Source organism: Sporofaciens sp. JLR.KK001, from assembly GCF_036941055.1.
Lineage (GTDB): Bacteria > Bacillota > Clostridia > Lachnospirales > Lachnospiraceae > Sporofaciens.
On sequence record NZ_JAYMNO010000001.1, the window covers coordinates 3,302,850 to 3,324,270 of the forward strand.

Annotated in this window: 15 protein-coding genes and 1 pseudogene; 2 read left to right on the plus strand and 14 right to left on the minus strand. The window is 50.3% G+C overall.

Going from position 1 to position 21,421, the window contains the following annotated elements:
- Nucleotides 1-23: 23 nt before the first annotated feature.
- Nucleotides 24-1,151: a glycosyltransferase family 2 protein gene (locus tag VSQ62_RS17080; protein WP_502957821.1), complete on the plus strand. Its 1,128-nt coding sequence runs from the start codon at nucleotides 24-26 to the stop codon at nucleotides 1,149-1,151.
- On the opposite strand, the gene VSQ62_RS17085 is transcribed toward VSQ62_RS17080, so the two are convergent.
- From VSQ62_RS17085 to VSQ62_RS17110, 6 genes are read right to left on the minus strand one after another with little or no spacing between them, the layout of a single operon-like run.
- Nucleotides 1,121-2,134, minus strand: coding sequence for a glycosyltransferase family A protein (locus VSQ62_RS17085; protein ID WP_334635990.1), 1,014 nt, complete (start codon nucleotides 2,132-2,134; stop codon nucleotides 1,121-1,123). The two genes, VSQ62_RS17080 and VSQ62_RS17085, sit on opposite strands and share 31 nt — an antisense overlap.
- Nucleotides 2,135-2,173: 39 nt before the next feature.
- A complete protein-coding gene (locus tag VSQ62_RS17090; protein ID WP_334635991.1) occupies nucleotides 2,174-3,436 on the minus strand; it encodes a glycoside hydrolase family 10-like protein in 1,263 nt (420 codons plus the stop codon).
- Between the two features lie 38 nt (nucleotides 3,437-3,474).
- A complete protein-coding gene (locus VSQ62_RS17095) occupies nucleotides 3,475-5,178 on the minus strand; it encodes an ABC transporter ATP-binding protein (RefSeq protein ID WP_334635992.1) in 1,704 nt (567 codons plus the stop codon).
- The gene (locus VSQ62_RS17100) at nucleotides 5,172-5,819 is read right to left on the minus strand and encodes a DUF1919 domain-containing protein (RefSeq protein ID WP_334635993.1); all 648 of its coding nucleotides are present in this window, start codon (nucleotides 5,817-5,819) and stop codon (nucleotides 5,172-5,174) included. Before VSQ62_RS17100 ends, VSQ62_RS17095 begins: the two co-directional genes overlap by 7 nt.
- Nucleotides 5,807-6,934 carry a Coenzyme F420 hydrogenase/dehydrogenase, beta subunit C-terminal domain gene (locus VSQ62_RS17105; protein ID WP_334635994.1) on the minus strand — a complete coding sequence of 376 codons (1,128 nt, stop codon included), beginning with the start codon at nucleotides 6,932-6,934 and terminating at the stop codon, nucleotides 5,807-5,809. The genes VSQ62_RS17100 and VSQ62_RS17105 overlap by 13 nt, the downstream gene beginning before the upstream one ends.
- A gap of 25 nt (nucleotides 6,935-6,959) precedes the next feature.
- A complete protein-coding gene (locus tag VSQ62_RS17110) occupies nucleotides 6,960-9,152 on the minus strand; it encodes a glycosyltransferase (RefSeq protein WP_334635995.1) in 2,193 nt (730 codons plus the stop codon).
- A 108-nt stretch (nucleotides 9,153-9,260) separates the two neighbouring features.
- Here VSQ62_RS17110 and VSQ62_RS17115 point away from each other — a divergent pair, with 108 nt between their 5' ends.
- Nucleotides 9,261-10,820, plus strand: a complete 1,560-nt coding sequence (locus VSQ62_RS17115) for a DUF4832 domain-containing protein (RefSeq protein WP_334635996.1) — start codon at nucleotides 9,261-9,263, stop codon at nucleotides 10,818-10,820.
- On the opposite strand, the pseudogene VSQ62_RS17120 reads toward VSQ62_RS17115, so the two are convergent.
- The 8 genes and pseudogenes from VSQ62_RS17120 to VSQ62_RS17155 all read right to left on the minus strand — a co-directional run.
- Nucleotides 10,779-11,969 (minus strand): annotated as a pseudogene (locus VSQ62_RS17120) (DUF4832 domain-containing protein); the annotation flags it as partial. The gene VSQ62_RS17115 and the pseudogene VSQ62_RS17120 overlap by 42 nt on opposite strands.
- Nucleotides 11,953-12,726, minus strand: coding sequence for a glycosyltransferase family 2 protein (locus tag VSQ62_RS17125; RefSeq protein WP_334635997.1), 774 nt, complete (start codon nucleotides 12,724-12,726; stop codon nucleotides 11,953-11,955). The pseudogene VSQ62_RS17120 and the gene VSQ62_RS17125, both read right to left, overlap by 17 nt.
- A gap of 11 nt (nucleotides 12,727-12,737) precedes the next feature.
- Nucleotides 12,738-13,937 (minus strand): glycosyltransferase, encoded by a 1,200-nt coding sequence (locus VSQ62_RS17130; RefSeq protein ID WP_334635998.1) that lies wholly within the window; start codon nucleotides 13,935-13,937, stop codon nucleotides 12,738-12,740.
- Nucleotides 13,912-14,316 carry a DUF2304 domain-containing protein gene (locus VSQ62_RS17135; RefSeq protein ID WP_334635999.1) on the minus strand — a complete coding sequence of 135 codons (405 nt, stop codon included), beginning with the start codon at nucleotides 14,314-14,316 and terminating at the stop codon, nucleotides 13,912-13,914. Before VSQ62_RS17135 ends, VSQ62_RS17130 begins: the two co-directional genes overlap by 26 nt.
- Nucleotides 14,313-15,776: an exopolysaccharide Pel transporter PelG gene (gene pelG / locus VSQ62_RS17140; RefSeq protein ID WP_334636000.1), complete on the minus strand. Its 1,464-nt coding sequence runs from the start codon at nucleotides 15,774-15,776 to the stop codon at nucleotides 14,313-14,315. Before pelG ends, VSQ62_RS17135 begins: the two co-directional genes overlap by 4 nt.
- On the minus strand, nucleotides 15,776-17,218 hold the full coding sequence (gene pelF, locus VSQ62_RS17145; RefSeq protein WP_334636001.1) for a GT4 family glycosyltransferase PelF: 1,443 nt from the start codon (nucleotides 17,216-17,218) through the stop codon (nucleotides 15,776-15,778). The genes pelG and pelF overlap by 1 nt, the downstream gene beginning before the upstream one ends.
- A 34-nt stretch (nucleotides 17,219-17,252) precedes the next feature.
- Nucleotides 17,253-19,163: a DUF2194 domain-containing protein gene (locus VSQ62_RS17150; RefSeq protein ID WP_334636002.1), complete on the minus strand. Its 1,911-nt coding sequence runs from the start codon at nucleotides 19,161-19,163 to the stop codon at nucleotides 17,253-17,255.
- Between the two features lie 11 nt (nucleotides 19,164-19,174).
- Complete coding sequence (locus tag VSQ62_RS17155; protein WP_334636003.1) at nucleotides 19,175-21,421, minus strand: hypothetical protein; 2,247 nt, start codon at nucleotides 21,419-21,421, stop codon at nucleotides 19,175-19,177.

The window sequence follows — 21,421 nt, forward strand, 5'->3', positions numbered from 1 at the left end:
TCATTCAAGCATACACATCTGAAATTGTTGCACATTTCCTTTATTTATACTATTATGATAGAAAACGCTTATCACTGCAAATGATAGAAAGGATAAACCTCATGATTTCTGTTATCGTTCCCGTATACAATACTGAAAAATATTTAAGTCGCTGTATTAATTCTGTTTTAAGTTCCACATACACAGATTTCGAACTCTTGTTGGTCAATGACGGTTCCACCGACCAAAGTCTCGATATCTGCCGCAAGTATAAGGAACAGGACAGCCGCATCACACTGATCAGCCAGGAGAACCAGGGCGTCTGTGCCGCGCGGAACCTTGGGCTTCGTGTATGCCGGGGCGACTGGATCATCTTTATTGATTCCGACGACTATATTTCCAGTGATTTCCTGGAGATGACTGCCTGCGCCAAGTACCAGGACAAGGATCTGCTGCTGTTTGATTTTGAAGGTTCTGGGGAAAATGCTGCAGAAGATGCTGTTACAGAAGATTCAGACTTTTCCGTTATATATTATGGGAAGGAAGATATGCACGAACTGATCCGAAGGATTCTCGTACCAGAGAAACTGATAAAAGACGGTAACACAGATTTCCGCACCCCCTGTGCAAGAGCATACAGAAAATCCGTCATAGAACAATATTCAATCCGATTCTCCCGGGATATCACCATCGGGGAAGATCTGCTCTTTAATCTGGCATACCAGTTGAGAGCCGATTCCTGTGCCTATATCCCAAAGCCCGTCTATCATTATGACATGCGTCAGGGCTCCTCATCACGAAGCTTCAACCCCAAGCTTTGGGAAAACCATATACGATTACAAAGACAGATAAAAGAACTCCTTGAGAAATGTTCTGCTTTTTCATGCTTTGAGAATGCCTATTACTCCTATTCACTGGAGAACCTGACCTATGTCCTGATCCATGGAATCTTCAGCCCTCACAGTACCAGATCATACCGTGAGAACTGCAGATTATGCGTCAGGATGCAGAAGAACAAGATCTATCGAGAGGCTATGAAATACAATCTGAGAAACGGGATCCTGCCAAGGAAGATTCTTGTATGCTTCTTCCGGTTTCGGTGTTATCCGGCCGTACATATGATCAGCCGGATCAGTTATATCTATCTTGAAAATAAGGAGACGAGCCGCTGATAGACCGGATAGACCTTCTCCTCCACCCACTCATTTACAAAATACAGCCAGATAATCTCCTTCAAGGCTTCCGTAAGATGGAATCCCCCGTACTTACGCAGCAGGCACAGTGCACGGAGCGCCTGCTTCTTACGCCCGTATTTCAGCGCGATTTTATATCTGCGTCCTGCCTTCCAGCAGGCGATCCGTTTAAGGGACTGCTGGTCCCTGATCCCACAGATCTTCGCGATCTCATCCACCAGCTTCTCATAATCACTGTACTTCTTCTCCTCCTGCGCCCGGGTAAGCGCAGTCCTTGAGTGGCTGCCGCTTCGGATAGAAACTCCGTATAACTCCTCCCGGATCGTCGGGCAGGCATACCGGTACATGAAGGGCAGAAGCATCTGGAAATTCTGTCCCACGCCATACTCCGGAATCCGGCGGTCCGGATAAATATCGAAGAACTCTGCCGTCCGCAGCATATAGCACCCGCAGCAGACGAAGGTCTTCGATTCCAAGATATCCCAGAAGAGATCCGTATTCGCAAGATCCCCTCTCTGCTCATCTGCTTTCTCGCTGCGCTCGCCGGTAACGGCATCATAATAATAGGACAAGGACCGTACACACTGAATATCCGGATGCGCACACAGATATGCTGCCCGTCTGCTCACCGACTCCGGCTTCAGCACATCATCACTGTCCGGCCAGATCAGGTATTCTCCGGTCACATATGGTAATCCCTGGTTGATAGCCGCAGAAGCATTCTTATGCTCCGCCTGTACGATCCGGTATTCGTATCCCCTGCCGACGAATTTCTCCCGATAGTCCCTGGCAATCTGGATGGTTCTGTCCTCAGAGCCATCATCTACCAGGATCATCTCGATCTGGGGATAATCCTGTGCCAACACCGAATCCAACATCTTCGCAAGATGCGTTTCTCCGTTATATACAGGTGTAACTATTGATACCCTGCCACCCTCTAATCCAAAGTTTTTCTGACTCATTATCCGTCTCCTTTTACTTTCTCAAGAAGTCCTTCTGCATTATTCCGCACTCTCCTCCTGCTCTCTGTCCGGATACGCATCCTTCAGCACCCGCTGAATATCCGGGCTGTCAGCAGTAAACCGATAACGGAAATGTATCGTCCCGCCAACCTTCGCATTCTCCTTGCAAGCCTCCATCTGAGCCGCAAGCTCCCTGCCGCCGTACCACGGACTGCCGGCCTCGCTTCCTTCCTCTACCGTCTTATAATCCGCAAGTCCGATAAATAACTCCACATCGTCCCGGTCCGCTTCCTTGAACACTTCCGTCCACCACTCAAGCAGCACCGTGAAATCCGCCCACTCATCTCCGCTCGCCCAGTAGAGCTGCGGCACAAGATAATCTACCCAGCCTTCTCTCACCCATTCTCTGGAATCTGCAAATAACACATAATAAGAGGAATAATCACTGATTGTAGCGCTTCCCTCCGGATTCATGTAATCGCTGGCCCACACTCCCGTCGGACTGATACCGAATTCAATCTCCGGATCAGCTTCATGAAGCTTTTCATCCAGGCTCTTCACCAGAGTATTCACGTTGTCTCTCCGCCAGTCGCCGATATCCGGAAAATCCTTCCCATACTTATTATAAGAATCGATATCGTTAAAATTCGACCCCGGATAAAAATAATCATCCAGATGGATCCCGTCAACCTCATAATTCTGAACGATCTCCAGCGCACCGTCGATTACAAGCTGGCGCACCTCCGGAAGCGCCGGGTCAAAATAATATCCGGCCCCGTACTGGATCACCCAGTCAGGATGCTGTCTGGCAGGAGATGCTTCAGCCAGACCGTCCCACTCGTTCTGATTCCTGGCGATCCGGTAGGGATTGAGCCATGCATGCAGCTCTATATTCCTTTCATGCGCCTTCTCCACCCAGTAAGCCAGCGGATCGAATTCAGAATCTGGCGCCGTCCCCTGCTGTCCGGTCAGGAAACTGCTCCATGGATAGAAAGCCGACTTGTAAAACGCATCCGAACAAGGACGCACCTGCAGGAACACCGCGTTAAAACCGCTCTCATCCACATCCTCAAGTATCGTATCCGCTTGGTACTTCAACTGTTCCGAAACGGTAGTCGGAGTGACAGGATAATCTAAGTTCACCACTGTAGACACCCATACTCCCCTGAGTTCCTGGTCTATGTCTCTCTTCGTTAATACCTTCTCTTCTATCACAACCTTTCCCGCCTGTATGTACAACAGACATACCATACAGATTACCAGTGCAGAACAGGCAATCTTAACAATCCATGAACTTTTCATCTGTGAGCATCCTTTCCATTCATTCTTTTCGCCGCCGATTATTTCACCTGCACGATCTTCTGGTTCTCGATCTTATAGACCACATCACACTCATTTGCAAGGCTCATATGATGCGTCACCATCAGAAGCGTCTTATTCCCCTTCACCTGGCGAATCGAGTCGATCACAGCCCTCTCCGTCTCCATATCAAGAGCCGCCGTCGCCTCATCCATGACCAGAAGCTCAAAGTCCTTGTATAGCGCCCTTGCAAGGGCAACCCTCTGCCGCTGTCCCCCTGAGATCGCCGTCCCGTTCTCCCCGATCAGCGTGTGGACTCCATCCGGCATTCGGGCAACATCCTCCCAGATCTGGGCGCATCTTAAGCATTCTTCCACTCTCGCATCATCTATCTGGTTCTCATCCTCGAAGAACGCCACATTGTTCCGAACCGTCTCGCCGTTCAAATAGACTGTCTGGGGGATATAACATACCAGTTCTCCCATACTGGCCCTGCAGGGTCCTTGGGAATCCCTATGAGCCACAATATCATAATCATCATAGAATACATGCCCTCCCTGAGGCTTCAATAACCCCAGGATCAGATCCAGGAATGTGGTCTTCCCCGCACCCGAAGCTCCGATAACGGCAATGGAACACCCAACCGGGATATCTATGGAAGCATCATCGAAGATCTTCCTTCCCTCCACGTAACCGAAAGTCAGATCCCTCACCGATAAACCTTCCTTGAAGGTCAGCTTCTTCTTGCGGATCCCTTCGGATCTCCGCTCTTCTTCCTTGATCCTCTCATATCCGGCAATACTTTCTCTCAAAGACGCATAGGGCTTCTTGGCGAATTCCACATTATTCAGTCCGCTTAACACACTGTATGCCATGGGAAGCATCCGAACCAGCGCCGTGATATACACGACCATAGGTGCCAGGATCGCTGCCAGATTAGATCCCACCAATAGAATGATGGCAAGCACGGTGAACATCGCCGCCATAATAGAATTCTGCATGATGACGCTGATACTGTCGATCTTATACCTATACTCTCCCTGCACCTTTGCATAACCGCTGCTGGCATCCTGATATTTGGACAGGACAAATGCCGAACGGTCATCCATCTTCATCTCCTTAAATGACCCAAATGCGATCGTGATCTGTGAATTCGCCTTGATGGCATAGGCTCTGCTCTTCTCTCCATAGGCGATCATCTGAGCCCGCGTCCGCAGGAACACAAGCGCCATAACCGCCGCCAAAATCAGACTGCTTACAACACCGATCCATTTGGACACATAGATCAGTACCACCCCATAGCCTGCCATGGTGATGCCATTGACCCAGATTCCGATACAGTCCACGATGATCTGGATACAGCTCGTGGTATCGTTGCGCACCATTGTAAGCGCCTGCATCGCACTCTTCTTGTTATGCTCGCTTAAGTCCTCCTTGATAAGCTGCTCGTAGATCTTAAGCGACAATTTCTGCGCGCCGTTGTAAATGAACCGGTTAGATATCTTACATTTATACAATTCAAAGAAGGCTTTCAGAAGCGACAGGATCACCATAAAGAGTGTAAATGAGATCAGCCGGGGGGAAGCCTGATTCGCCCGTACCACGATATTGATCACATAGATGATCACTGAGAAGCTGAATACATCCACCACAGGACTTAACAGTCCGGCGAACAGAAGCATTTTCCACGTCCGCTGCTCCTTCTTCTCCAACACTCCCGTCAAATACCTGAACATCTCTAACATCTCTGCTGCCCCTTCGATTTCAACTGTCTGCCGCTATTTAGGAAATTGACATAATCGAAATCATCCAAATACCGTCTCTTCCAGAATTGTTCCTTGTAATTGGTCAGCACGCCAATCTCATCCCTTTCTTCAAAACCTTCTATATAATATGCTGATGAAAATTCCGGATATTCAATGTGGGTAAAGATGACCTTATTTTCATAAGGCAACCGGTCAAATCTCTGAATCGTTTCATAAGTACAGCCATCCTTTTCTGTTCCTACGATAAATAAATTCTCCCAATTGATTCGTTTTTTTCTCTCATTCCACTTTTCTACTCCCTCTTCAAATGTAGGATAATGCATAAACATAATTTTAATATCATCCAGCATTCCGGTTGGATACGGCACATCACTTTCTAATTTTACAATCTCCTTCTCCATATACGCTTCCAGATTCTCTGCCAGTTTAACAAAATCATTCATCTCAATCACAAGATTCACCGTCGGTGTCAAATAACGAATTCTCATATCATAATACATAAAAGTACCATTGCAATTAGAAGCTATAATTGAAAAATCTTTGTTTTTTAATCTGTTTTTCTTTCTTCTGCAATATAATTTCCTTTCATACAATTGCAGTCCTCTAACTATCCGTTGCATCTCCTAACCCTCCTTAAAATCCCTTCGACCGCTGAACTCAATAAAAACAGTTTTGCAAACACGGGAAATGGCAACATCCTATACAACATCATAAAATAACCTCGATTCTTCGCAACAGCCGTAGGAGTAAGAAGCCTCGGCTGAAGCACCTCCTCCTTCTTGCAGGCAAACCAGGCCGTCTCTCCTTTTACAGCGTTCCAGACTTTTTTTCCCTTCTCTGTGTGGACGATCACCATGGAAGTACCCATCCCGTCATCCATCTCCGGCTTCACCTTCTCAATGCCCCAGAAATCACCGATCGTAAAGTCACTGCCCCTCTCCGGCACACAATACTTACAATTATAACAAGAAGGACGCACTGTGTCATCAGCAAAATACATCCTGCAGTAAAAATTGCGGTTCAGTTCCTCCGCATATTCGCTTCCGTCTATCACATAGGAGCAGACATGCCCGTTGTCCCTGTTGCGCTTATCCCGGAATGAGAAATCCGTCATCTTCCCCCGCTTCTTGTGCTCCAGATATCTTATATAAGACTTCCAGATGCCGGGGGAGGGTACTCCATAGCAGACCAGATCTGCCGTTAGGAGCTTGTCGTAAGATTGATTCAGATACAGCCTAAGGGCGTGTGCCTGGCAGGGCGTTCCGCAGAACAACACCCACCGATCCTTCTTAAGATATGCCTCAATCCTCTGGTATACGCCTCTTAAGTTACTCTGGACATACTTCGTCCGCTTAAGTCTCGCAAGTCCCTCCCGATCACGGGCTTCCCGGTGTACCACCCTCATATCCTCCGTATACGCCGCACCGAAGACTACGCCCTGCCGCCTGAATACATACTCCGCCAGAATCTGGAACATTCCTCCGGACGAGCTTGTATGCCGGATGGCGTCATCCCTTGCCTGCACGCCCAGATATAAGCGCTCCTGCTCCGTCTGTTCTTCCTGTTTCAGCGGGCAGACCTTCTCGCACCGCTTGCAGTCAATACATTTCTCCTGATCTACACGGGGATATAAGAATCCCTCCCGATCCCATACCATATGGATAGCGGCTGCGGGGCAGACGGCCATACAGGCTCCGCACCCGCAGCACCCTTCTTTGCTCGTGTATAATTCCATCCCTCTCCTCCTAGTCCGCCGCTGCCTATATACAGCGGTTCTGTCCAACGATATTCTTCATCAGGAAGTCTCCCGCAAGCTTCGTCTGCTCCTTCGTCTTCCTTCTCACCTCGTCCCAGTCCACCGGCGTTTCCATCTGCTCCCTTGCCCTCTGCCAATCGACCGCGCTGTTACCGTTAAGTTCATATAACTTCTCCAAAAGCCCGTGGATCTTAAGGATATTTCTGACCCTCGCGCCCAGATTACTGTGCGCAAACGCCAGGAACCGTTTCCGGTAAATGATACAGAACGCTACCGCGTGGAAGGAATTCGACACCACATAGTCCGCTTTATCTATATACCCTAAGAATTCCGAAGGTCCTGCCCTGTGATCCACCTCAAAGTCCGCATCCGCTCCGATCATCGTCGCCCGCACCTCTACCACCGGAAGTCCGGTCTCATGGGACAGCCGTCTGGCGTATTCCGCCATCGCCTCATTCTTCTCCGTAATATACAGGAAGATGAATCCTTCCCTCTCCGGCTCCGTCTCCACCTTCCGCCAGTCTTCCTTCTCAAGGAAGAACACCGGATCTAAGACTGCGGTAACCTCCCTGCCGCTAAGTCTCTCCACATAGGGGACAGCCGCCTCTTCCCGAACCGAGACCGCGTCCACATGCCCGATCAGTTCCGAGAATTCCCTGTCGTATTTAGAATCCAGCTCTGAACTGCCGAAGCTTGCAGCATAGGCGATCACTCTTTTCTTCTGCTTATTCCCGAATGCACCGAAATACGCTCTGCGGAGTCCGCAGGTAATATGCGGGTTCCAGATCTGATCGCTTCCCACCACATAGTATCGGTAAGGCAGTCTTGTAAGCCCTCTCTCAAACAGTACCCGATGCTTCCTCTTATCGACCAGATGCCGGAAACGGAAACGGTTCATATTCCTGCGCTGCCTTGAGAAATCCTCTCTCATACGCATATGGGCAAGGAATCCGTTCCACATATTCAGCACTCCCCAGATCCTTCCCTTAACCCCCTTGATAGGCGAGTAGGGGATCCACCAGTGCCGCCCTGTCATATACACCGGTTCATAGCGGACAATATCCGTCCGGATCCGCCTGCTTTGCAGATAGCGCTTAAGCCCATAAGCCTGCAGCATGGCTCCATAGTTATTCGAGCAGTGGAATGTCAGGATCCCTACATCCGCAATTTCCCTCTTCATCCTTGAATCTCCTTTCCTTCCCGATATCCGGCAGAAGGCTTCTCTCACATCCTTCATAGAATAGATATGAAGGTCATCCTGCAGGATTACCATGACCCGCTTCAGGATCACATACAACGGATAACAATAGAAACAACTGTAAAACAAGACTTGATTACTCAGATACATCCTTCTGAACATAGGATGCTTTCTCTCCGCAGCAGCAATCCCGCGATTCCCTCTCTGCGCGGCATGATTCTTCTCGATCTGTCCGGTAAGGAGGACCTCCCAGGTCAGGGCATAGTCAAGATTCCCCCTTCTGTACTCACTGTCCCGGATCCGTCTGCTGCACTCATAATATCTGTCAGCCTTTCTTATATCCGCAGAATGCGTCACGCTCTCCTGATGCATCCGGTAATAATACCATCCGCTGGAAGTATAGGCCGAGCAGATCCCCTTACAAACTAACTGATACAGAAAATATGTATCCTCACCGTTTGACAGTCTCTCGTCAAACCGAAGCGTTTTAACGGCGTCTCTTTCAATCAGCTTCCCGCCGATTCCTGACATCTCATTGGTATATTTCTTATGAAACCACTCCTTGACTTCTTTCTCCCCTGCTGTCTGCCAGCGCAGAACATTCTCATTGCATGTCTCCCCATCCGGGCATCCCGTGATGCATGTATACCCGCAGAATACCAACTCGCAGCCATACCCTTGCGCCTGCTTTACCATCTCCTTAAGCAGCCGGGGATGGATCATATCATCACTGTCCAGGAAGAAGACGTATTCTCCTTCCGCCAGATCCAGCCCTTTGTTGCGCGCACTTGAGACGCCCCCGTTCTTCTGTCTGTACAGCCGGATCCTGTCATCCTCCCGGCTCAATTCCTCGCAGATTAACGGCCCCCGGTCCGTTGAACCGTCGTCAATAATGATCATCTCCCAATTCTGTTCGCTCTGATCCTGTACAGACCGGATGCACTGCCTGATGTAAGCCTCTCCATTATACATAGGAGTAATTACCGATATCTTTTTCATAGAACACTTCCTTCCTGATCCCCCTGGCAAAATCCTCTTCTATATGGTATACTCCATTATACGGCTATCTGCCCGGATCAATCTTACAAAGACAGGGAATCACAATATATGAGAACAAAAAAACTGCTTACAGCCATCCTCCTTGTGTTATGCGCCGTCCTGGCCGCAGGAACATGGTTTCTATACACAAATTTACGTTTTACTGACTATCAGGCTGATACCTATGCGGAATCCGCCGCCGAGATCTCCAATCCTTATATCGGATGGTATGAGATCCATCGCTATACTCTTTCTGATACCGCGTCCGCGGATCTGTCCACGATCCGAAGCATGGTATATAAGCCGGGGCTTGAGCTTCTGGAAATCAACCTGCAGAATTATGCGGCTTCTCCGCTTAGCGACTCCGCCCTTCAAGCCTTAGATGAACTGCTTGCCGCATGGCGATCCACCGGGAGACAGCTGATCGTGCGCTTCCTCTACGACTGGGACGGCAATGCCCGCGAACGGGAACCTGGAAGTCTCGATCAGATCCTTACACATATGACACAGACTGCCGAGGTTGTGAACCAGTACACCGACTGCGTCTATATCCTCCAGGGACTTTTCATTGGCTCCTGGGGAGAGATGCACGGCTCCAACTATGAAGGCTATGAGCAAATGCTCACCCTCATCCGTCACCTTGACTCCGTTGTTTCAGAAGATATCTTTCTGTCCGTCCGGACGCCGAAGCAATGGCGCACCCTTTCCGGCTCTCCCGAACCGCTTACATCCGGCCAGGCCTTTGCCGCTTCCCTGCCGTCGCGTCTCGGTCTTTTCAACGACGGGATGCTTGGATCCAGCACAGATCTTGACACCTACTGGGATCCGAATGATCCTGACTCCATCCCGCTCACCGGGAAGCTCACCCGTACAGAAGAGATTGCCTTCCAGAATCAGTTGTGTAACTATGTTCCCAACGGCGGCGAGGTAGTCATCGACAATCCCTACAACGACTTTGAGGCCGCCTCCGCGGACTTACGCTCCTCCCATGTGTCCTATCTGAACCGCAGCTATGATAAGAATGTACTGGACAAATGGCAGGCCAGCACCTGCACCGAAGATTCTCCTTATAACGGAATGAACGGTCTTCATTACATCTCCGCGCATCTGGGATATCGTTATGTGATCCGTGACTCTGATTTCTCACACGAGCATCCCATGAAGAAGAACGCTGTGCTGACTGTTACTCTGGAGAATGTAGGATTCTCCCCCTGCTACCGCCCCTTTGACGTCTCTCTGCTATTGAGACATACCGACACACAGGAGATATACCAAGAACCAATACAGACTGATACACGCGCTTGGATTCCCGGGATCACGAACCAGCTTGAGATCCCGCTGGATCTTCACAGCTACCCTGCTGGAAGCTACGAACTATATCTGAAGGTCTCCGACCCCGTCACCGGCTTCACAGTATCCCTTGCCAATGAAGCAGCATCTCAAGAAGAATACGGCTGTCCAATCGCCGCCTTAAATCTCCGGACACTCTTTGATCTCTCCGAGCAGAATCCGCGTCCCGGCGCCCGCATTGGCGAATCGTATGCTCCTGCCGTCAGAACTTCTCTTCAGACAAAGGAAGACTCTAAGGCATCCTCCTTGGTTCTTCCTTTGAGGCAGGCTGACATATAGGCTGACTTTCTGCCCGCTTCTCCAATGTCTGGCATCCGTAGGTATCCGCATACAGTCGGTCTCTCTTCCATCCTCTTCCGTTACCAGACAACAGTCTGCTTCTTCACATAGACTGGCGAACCCGCAATTCTCCACAGTAATCTTAAGCCTGCCGCTCTTCTTTTCCGCATCCCGGACGACAAATCGATATCCAAGACGGCGGCCGATATAATCATAACCGCTGACTCCTGCAAAACAGCCGGCAGTAACTGTCTCCCTCTTCCATTCATTTAACCGCTCTTGATGATAAATACTGTTCAGATAGGATAAGTGCATTCTCTCCATCCTCTCCGATGCCTCACGGTAACCGATCTTCTCAGAACCCGGAAGCGCTTCCCCGCCGTTAGGAAGACCGTCCATTCGCTGTTCCTGCCAGCGAAGCTCCTCCGAAGGCGCCCATCTGCCGGCCACATCCGCACCGTCAAGTTCCGCCCCGCCATAGGTTCCCAGATCTGAGGAAGAACCGAAGATTCCATCGTTAAAGAGAGCAAGCCGCTCTTCTATCCCGCATTCCATCTCTTTATTCTCCACAATTTTACGCCACTGGGCCGGTGTGCGCACCGCAAGATAACATCGCCCTTTCGTAACCTGATACCAAGTACGGGCAAGACCGCATATCGACGCTTCATCAAGAAACCGGGAACCGTGCATCTCGCCCCAGTTTCCGACCAGGATTCCCTGTATCACCAGGATATCTCTCTCATATCCGCCGATGATACCGCCAAGCTGCTCCATGTGCCGTCTCACCAACGCAATATCCGAAGGCTCCGTGACCCGCGCCTCCCCTCGGATATCATAGGCAAAACGCAGGATCATCTGCTTCCCTTCCCGCCGGAAGAACCGGAAGATCTCTTCAATATGGGTAAGCGCCTCTTGGGAAATTGCCCCGGTTCGATAAGAACCAATATCAATCAGCGCCAACGCAAGCTGTTCCTTCCGGCATTCTCCGTCAAGCCATGTTTCTTCCTCTACCGGTCGCCCATCTGCCGGCGGCTTCGCCGCAAATGTATAGACATGATACCATCCGCATCCAGGATTCCCCAACGACTCGCTGCTCTCCTTCAATTCTGCCCTGACGAACCTTCTGCCGTCTCTATATCTTATCCGCACTCTTAAGTCCAACCCCCGTATCCATCTTCAGCACCTTGACCTGGAACAATACGATCAGGATGCTGTAGCACACCCGGAACATATACCAGAAGGGGCTAAGCCCGGAATGCATACTCTTGCCCTCTTTACGCATATGCATCACCGCCGGGATCTCCACCACCTGGAACTTGATCAGCATCATCAGCGCAAGCATATTGGCATCCGGATACTTGTCATCAAAATGATTGTATTTCGAATAATAGAGAAATGCTTTTCGATTAAGGCCCTGCAGACCGGTGGTCGGATCTGAGATCCGATTACCCGTGATCTTGTATATCACAAACCGGAACATAGAATATACGATCTTCTTAGGCAAGGAAACCGGGAACTCACCGCTGTCTTTCATGAACCTTGCACCAAGCACAATATCCGGGCAGTTCCCGTTCTCATCCTTCTCCTTAAGCTTCGCAAAAAGGCGGGGGATATTGCTTACATCATGCTGCCCGTCTCCGTCCATCTGAATCACATACTGATAATTCCTGCGGATCGCCCACTTATACCCTGTCTGGAGCGCACACCCGTATCCCATGTTAAATGGCTGTGAGATCATTGGATACTGCATCTGTTTCACGATCCAGTTCGTCGAATCCGTAGAAGCGTCATTGATGATCAGAATATCCGCCCAATCACTGAACTGCTCAAGATCCGTCAGCACTTTGCGGATATTCTTTCCTTCATTGTAGACCGGTATAATAATCAGCAATTCTTTTCTCTTCACATAATCACCTCTTACACAAGCTCCAACAGCATTCTAAGCCCCTGCGGCTGCGTCATATCTTTCTTTGCTGCCGCCCTCCTAAGAGCCTTTCTTTTCTCTTTATCTTGTAATAGTTCCATAATACTCTTTGCAATCGCCCGGGGCGTAAGCTCACAGAGGATGCCGTCCTGCCCGTCTGTAATCTGCTCCCGGTTGCCGTTGCGATCCGAGGCGATCACCGCGCACCCCAGCGTCTGTGCCTCCTGGATAGCAATGCTCTTCCCCTCATATCTGGTGGCATGAACATACAGATCCGCCTGCATGTAATAGGGATACGGGTTCGTTACGGCTCCTAACAGCACGAACTCTTCCTGCAGACTAAGTGACGCGATCTTCTTCATAAGCTGACGTCTCTGATCGCCTTCCCCCAGCACATACCACCGCGCATCAAATCCGGCGTCCTTCACGAGCTTCATTGCCTCTATAGCGATATCGTAAGCCTTCTGATAGGTAAGCCTTCCAACCGTCAAAATGCGCGCCCCTCTATATCCATCCGCGAATCCGCCTCTTTCCTGCGCACGTCTTCGGATCCGCTCCTGGTCGATCATATTGTAGAAAACCTTCGTCTTCGTCGCATACTCCGGATAGACCAACAAAAAATGTTCCCTCACCTCATCGGACACACCGAAGATCCGGTCAAAACTTCTAAAGCAATCCCGGTCCATCCGCCTGGTATATCCGGCGCTCCTGTAATCAATATGGATAAATCCGACCTTATGCCTGGCTTTCACATGGTCCGCCACATAGTAGGCCGAAGCGCCTTCCAGATACGCTACCGCCAGGTCAAACACTTCGTTCAATCGTTCCGCACCGTCAGAGAGCATCCGCCACAACAGCTTCTCCGTCTGGATCTTGCCCGTCCTCTCCATATCCGCAAAATTGCTGACGATGCTGTGAATCTTGCCCGGGTACCCGCCGTTTCGGAAAAATGACGAACAGATGGTTACGGCTATGGCACGCTTGCCCTTTCCCGTCATCACCGACTGGCTGTTAAAGCGCCTGTTCTTAAGCTTCACATGAGAAGGCAGTTCTCCGATCATCTCACCTTGTGCCAGAATCACATAAAGCGACACCTCATACTCCGAACTGTCTAATCTCCTCAGAAGCTCCAGAAGCGCCGTCTCTACACCGGCGCGTCCCAAGGTATTAACGACAAACAGTATCTTCTTCATCGCCGTTTTCCTCCAGAATCTTGGTAACCTTCTCAATCTCCTTCACAAGAAACTCATTTTCCTGGTTCAGCAAGGACACCTGCATAGCCAGCTCCCTGTTTTTCAGCATAAGCTGCGAGAGGATCGCACTGGTGCGCACCTCCTCGAACAGAAAGAGCACGCCCACACCGAAAAGAGCCATGCTCGTACCGGACCCGACCAGTTTCGTCCACTGAGAGAATTTCGGGATCGCTCCGATACAGACCAGTACGATTCCAAGAATCTCCCATACCACGGCAAAATTCACGGTAATCTTCTTATGAGAGGTCATCCAGAAAACGGCTATTATCACCGTAATTCCGACCAGAACGATCCCGATCCTGATAAATGTACTTATCATCCCTGCGTCTCCTCCTTTGTATTTTTTCTATTGAATACTTCTCCAGGAGGCTGTGTACCCATTCCAGGCTTCAATATAGAACCCTTGCAGAATATGTGGATATCCAGATTCCGCTCCATATAACGCAGCCGCAGATACGCCACAGTCCAGCCAGTGAATGCTCCGGCCACTACGCCGATCCCGTACCAAAGCTCCGGCAGATTCTTCGCTATCATACTGCCTGCGAACGTCACCAGGCAGAAGCTGAGAGAGGTCAGCGCAGCCCCGGTCAGATCATCATAGTAATACAGGAAGATGATCGCGGAATACATCAGGAACAAAATGAAATACCCCACAACCAGACAAGGATAGATCCTGATTGTAAGCCTGGAGAAACCGAACCTTGGCAGAAATACCATACACAGCAGATACAGGATGGTCGTGATGATGAACTGGATTCTCACCAGACTCATCAGCTCATTGGCAAGCTGCCGGAACATCTCTTTCTTGGCAAGGTCGATATCAGACCCTTTCCCGCCGATGACCGCCTCCGAGTAATTCTTGTATTTGTCATGGAAATGCATCTCCACCCTTGCGATAAAGATCACCGTGGCGGAAATATTAGTAAACATGGCAAGGCAGGTTGCCATATCATAAGGCTGATTACAGACAAAGGTCTTCACCAGCACCATCCGCTCTTTCCCTGTCCAGAACACGAAATTATGGACATACAGCCCCAGGATATAGAAGAAATTCGCGATCACCAGCTTCCAGTATTTCCGAAAATACCGAAGCACCGATTTGTAGCGGTTGCTGTTCTTCACAAAATACCGCTTCACGGTGGCCATCTCCAGGACAGCCGTCAGGAAGAAGCCCGTCATCAGAGCAAACAGCATACTCTCCCTGATCCCCCAATGCAGGACATATCTAAGGAAGAGAGAGAACAGAAATGCCGTCACCATCCCCGCCGAGAAGAACAATGCAATCTTCTCATACGCCTTCGCGATGGACAGATAGATCATGGAATAAAACACCAGCACCAGGGCAATGTAACCGCAATACCCGGTGAACACATAGAATACATCCACCTTCCCCACGAAATGCTCCCACAAGCAGAACGGGATCCCCACCAGGCAGCTAAGGGTAATGTTCATCAAAAGTCCCACGTTATAACAGGCACGGATATCCTCATAACGTTCCTCGAAGATCACGTCCGACACATATTTGGACAGCACGGAGTTAAAAGGAGCCGCCGTCAGCAGGGCAAAGATGAATATATAGAGCATCGTACAGGAGAACAGCTCCCTCTCCACGAAGCCAAGTTCGCTGAACTTCAGGAAATACTGCATCAAAACCACATTCAGGATCACCACGCACATGGGCGTCACCGTCGATACCGCACTGTACCCAAAGCCTACCACGAAGGTTGCCAGGGTATTCTTCTCAAATATATGATTTAATTTCTCTCCTATGCCAGCCATTACTCCGTCCTCTCCTCTTCCAGGGACAATCCCATACTGCCCGCAAAATCCTGATATATCTTATGATATGTCTCCCTCATATGCTCGATCCGGTAGCCGGACATCACCCTTTGGTAACCGCTCTCTCCCATCTGAAGACGCATCGGCTCGTTCCTCGCCATGTCTATCATAGCCTGGGCGATCTCATCCACATTCATGATATGGGTAAGGATTCCTGCCGCACCGTAATCGTCATTCTCTCCGAAGATCAGCCCGCTGCAGTTTCCCACATCCGTGGCGATCACAGGCTTATGAGCCGCATAGCCTTCAAGGATCGTAAGCGGCTGTCCCTCGCTGATACTGGTCAGGATCGTCATATCCATCCGGCCCAGGTAATCTCTGATATCAATCCTCCCGGTAAACACCACATCCGTAAGCCCCATAGCCTCCACCTGCTCCCGGCATTCCCCGGCATACTGCGCATCCTCATCGCAAGGCCCCATGATCCACAGCTTAAGCCTTGGCTCCCTCTCCTTCGCGAAACTAAACGCCTGGATCATAGTCTTCACATCCTTGATCGGCGTGACACGTAAGACCGCTCCGATATTGATCTTCCCCTCATCCTCTTCTGTCTTCCCCGGAAGATTCAAGAGACGTTCCACAGATACGCCGTTCGGCGTCACCATGGTCTTCTCCGGCAAGCACCCAAGCTCGATCTGAAGCTCCCTGGCATATTCATACAGACTCGTAACCAGATCTGCCCTGTCATACGCAAGCTTCGACATCTTCCGGAACTGCTCGATCCACACATTCTTGTAGACTCCCTTGACCCATTCCGCCCGCAGCAGCTCTTCTTCCCGCTCTCTGGTGTAGATCCCATGCTCCGAGATCATCATCCTGCAGCCATAGAGAGTCTTCGCCATACTCCCTAAGAGCCCGGCATATCCGGTAGCGACACAGTGATACAGGTCCGCCCTGGGAAGCTTCATCTTAAGCGCAAAGAACATAGGAAGATACACCGAACGCATGGTCCACAGGAAATCCGCGAACACAAGCTGACTGTAATTCAGATCATAGTATTCTCTCACGATCTTCATGAAATCCGGTCCCATCAGCAATCTATCCAGGGAAATGCCCTTCTCCTGGAACATACGGAACAGCACTTCCCACTCCACCCGCTGATTCATCACCAGGCTTCGGAGCGCCCTGTACTCATCCTTGTTCAGCGTATGCTTACGGCGGCCTTTGCGGTTCCAATCCACGTCCTCCAGATACAGCTCGTGAACCTCTGTCACATTCTCAGGCAGCTCGTAGGTGAATCTCCCGCTCATGGAGCGGTTGCTGATGACCGCCAGGATCACGAATTCCAGGTTGGGAAATGACTTGATGAGACCGTGCACCCAGCTTGATACACCGCCCGCCATATAAGGATAACAGCCTTCCACCACAATACAGACTCTCACTTGACTTCTCCTCTCTATAGACTCTGATACGATACTATCTCGCGGCTCCCGGCGGCATAACATAATACCTCTCGTCGGCCGGCTCCATCCGGATGACAGCCTCCCGGTCCTCCACCTCGATCAGATACGCGCCGTCCTCCAGCTTCTTGAAGCTTCCGCCCTCAACTGATTCTACCGATTCGTTGTGAGTCCTCAGTATAAACCATACGGGCCCGCCGCCGCCTTCTGTCTCAAGCCGGATCACGCTGCCGGTCCGGCTGTCTGTATAATCCAGCGCCAGAAAACGGCGGATACGCACATCACATTCCGCCGCGGTCGTTCCGTCGAATCCGTCAAAAGCCGGGCCGAAAGAATCCACCGTCTTCGCATAATCCCTGGACAGATTCTCCCAGGAATCCTCAAGACTGTCAGGATATGCGACTCTTGTCATATCAAAGGATATGTTCGAATACCCAAGCGCCGTTGCCGCGCTCTTCATCAGGAGATCCCCCTTATAGGTATAGGCAAGGCCCTCCCCCAACGTGCTCTGCTTCGTCACATCCTCCGTCAGGAACTTTATGACCTCTGCGTCTTCTTCCTCATAATCCGCGACCACCGTCATGACAGAGCCAAGAATCCTCATCCTTAAGGCCTCTTCCATCTCCTTTTCCGTCATCCCGCCCGCATAAAAGGATGTAAAATCATAAGCGCCCGCGGCCTCCTGCATGAACGCCTGGTCCAACGCAAGCTTCTCACTCATGGCAAGCTCCGATACATTCGCAGCTGAAAGCCCTGTCTCCACCGCCTGCTCATGGAACATCTTCAGATAATACCGGAGCTGTTCTTCATCCGGTTCATTCTTATCCCGATAATCATACTGAGGCGCCATCATACAGGTGATCCCATGCGGATAATCCTGCAGCGACATTCCCACGTAAGGCCATACGATCTCTTGGAATACCTGCTTTACAGAACGGCTGTAGAGTTCATCCATCTTCTTACGGTTCTCATCCGCAAGCCCCGGGAATCCCTCGAACACCATACTCTGCGCATTCACGGCGGGATAGATCTCATAAGAGTATATCTCAGCCGACATAGCCGACAGAAGCCCAAGACCCGTTACCCCTTCCATGTATCCGCCGTTTACGGCAAATACATAGGCAGAACCGAAGCTCTTGCGCCAGATCACCACCGGATAATCCTCCGTGTCTATGGATTCATCCTCCGGAATTCCCTTCATATACACCTTGGTCCCGGAAGCAAGCTGATACCAGGGAAATCGAAGCTCCATATCCTGATAGCCTTTATCCTCTTCCTCCACCGCCTGATAATATGTCTCTCCGCCCAGCAGGAATCCGGCGTAGAGATGAATGCCGTCCACGGTATATTCATCTTCCCTTACCTCCCGGATGCCTAAGAGCTCCCTTACCTCCCGGTTCTTCCTGATAACAGATACATCGGGAAGATTGCAGAAGATCAGATGCGTTCCCTGATCCACACAGTCCCTAAGGAACTTAACCTCCCCCGCCTTCTTCCAGTTCACACTCTCCGAATCGATCAGAAGCAGCTCCGGCTGCTCCCCGCCCTTCTCCTTCTTCTGATACGCCGCCAGAGATTCATAGATACCGATATCCCGCTTACTGTAGATGACCCACTGCGCGGCCGTCTGCATAAGCGTTCCTTTCGTATCGCCGATGCCGATCACCCTCCTGCGTGTGACTGCTCCGATCCTTACCTCGCCGTCCTCTGCCGCCTTCACCTCCGCCTTCCTTCCAGCCGCTTTACCAAGCCGGATACTCTCCGGTATATATATATTCACCTTGGAAGGATAGTTCTCTGCCGTCTCTGAATAGGGATTCACCTCATAATCATTCCAGGTGTCCTTAAGCGTGTTAAACGTCATACATAAGAAGAATACGACAACCATCAATATCATAATTGTGAAATAATTCCGGCGTGACACCATATCATCATCTCCTAATCATTTCCGTTGTATCCATAATCAATCGCAAAATTATACAGACTATAGCCGTTCTGCCGCAGACGGTAGCATACGAAACGATCCGTCTCCATATATACTTCCATCTCATTGGGATACAGCTCCTTAAATGCCTGCGCCCAGTAATACATATGGGACATGGTCACCCATCTGGCATCTTCGATATACGGCAGGATTCCGCCCTTGTTAGACAGCGGCTTCCTCGCTCCTGCCAAAGAGACCTTCCGCTTTGGTATCTCGGAGTTAATATAATCCCGATAGTAGAGCGGCACCTTCTCTATGAAGAAATACACCGTATCTGTCGGTATGGTGACCTCCGTATTCTTGTTGACGGACTGCATCTTCCTTAAGAATGTGATCATCTCATAGTGATATCCCTTATCCCCGATCATCTGCCGTTCATCATTGGCAGAACAGATCGTCCATGAGACATTGTCCCGGTTATCGTGGAGGATATCTGTCAGACAAGTGATCGCTTCATTAGTCTCATACGCGGTAATATAGCGGGGCGAGCGGATACCAGTCTCCGCCACGACAACGCACGCCGCTATAAGCCCGGCCATAGAGAGCACATTCATAGCCTTCGGCCATCTGCATAAGCTTAATATCACCGCGTCCAGACAGAGACTCCACACCGCCACGATCCCGTACACCAGATAGACCGGGTATCTCGTGACCTCCATAAGCTGGGGAAGCCCAAGCACTTCCGACACCTGCAGCATGGCAAGCAGCCCTGTAAATATACTTAAGGATATCAGCACCGCCCCATACTCCGCCTTCCGGAACAGCATCCACAAAAGCCCCAGAAGAAATGCCGCGGCAATGCTTCCAAGCAGGATCTTAACCGCCATGATATTGTCATTCATCACATAATAGTCGATCCTTTCAAGGATACGCGCTGTCTTCTTGGGCGTAAACATTCCCGCCGCCCTGGCTAAAAAGTTCTTCGAAGAGTCCGCCTTGTCCGCCTTCTCAGCTTTCTTCCCGCCATCGTCTGCATCCTTGCTGTCGGCACCGCCCGAATCCTGACTCCCGGAAGACAGCATCGCCATCCCCCAGTTCAGCGACCCCTGAAGAGGTGTCCCCGTCACATAGGCGGCCGCCATTGGAAGGACGGCAATCATAAGCCCCGCGATCCCCGCGGTCACGATCCGCTTCAGATAACGCCAGCGGAAGCATCGGAAACAGAAGCCTGCACCGATCCCTACGCAGAGCAGCCCTGCAATAATCGTATCATAGAAATGCGCCGCCAGAGTCATGGAGATGCTGGCAGCAAACATGATAAGATACAGGTTCACCGCCTTAAGTCCCTTCTCTTCCCGGCCCGCTGCCGCCGTAAAGTCCCGCTCCCTTAAGAATGCAACGGCAAAACAGGCGGCAGGCAGGATAAAGAGCATCCCGAATTCCTGCGGCAGCGATGCATAATATCTGTAATAGGCATACTGATAGAACACATCAGACAGTATATAGACCACGGTTCCGATATAAGGCGTATACCTGGCTCTGCACACCGTCTTTAAGAACGCCAGCAGCATTAGATGGATCATCACCGTCTGCACCAAGCTGAAGACGCGCAGCACCACATAGACCGGAATCGCAAATACTGCGTGCAGATAATAGACCACACAGTGAAATCCGAAAGGATAGACGCCGTCCGCGAATATATGATTGCTGTTCATCTCATTGATCCAGTAGTTATGCAGCACAAGGTCAGACGCACAATAGCCGTAGACATGAACAGTGTTGAGCCCATACATATATAATACCAGTACAATGACTGTACCGGTAAGAAGCACATCCATCCAATGTCCGCTCATCTTCATACCCATCCTGCCGGAAGACATCTTCTTAAGCTTCACGCCAAGCTTCATAAGAAATGTCTTCCTCCCCATCTCTTTTCCGGCAAGAAGGCTTAGCTTCTCAATCCCTCTCTCCAGATACAGACGGAACGACCCCTTATGCTTCCTTACAAACTCCGCGATAAAGGGCGCAAGGGTTCCAAGTATCAGCGTCAGACGAAAAGACAGATGCAGAAGCTCCAGCAGGAACACCAGATTCATCACATAGAAATTACCCGCCATAAAATAAATCATAAACCTTATGGGGACATTCGCAAAGCCATGAAGCTTCTTGTGCAGGAACAAAAAAGGCAGCAGCAATGTCACGGCCAGATAAGCTGCCGATACCCCTGTGGCCTGCAATACAGTAAGCATAGTCATTGACAT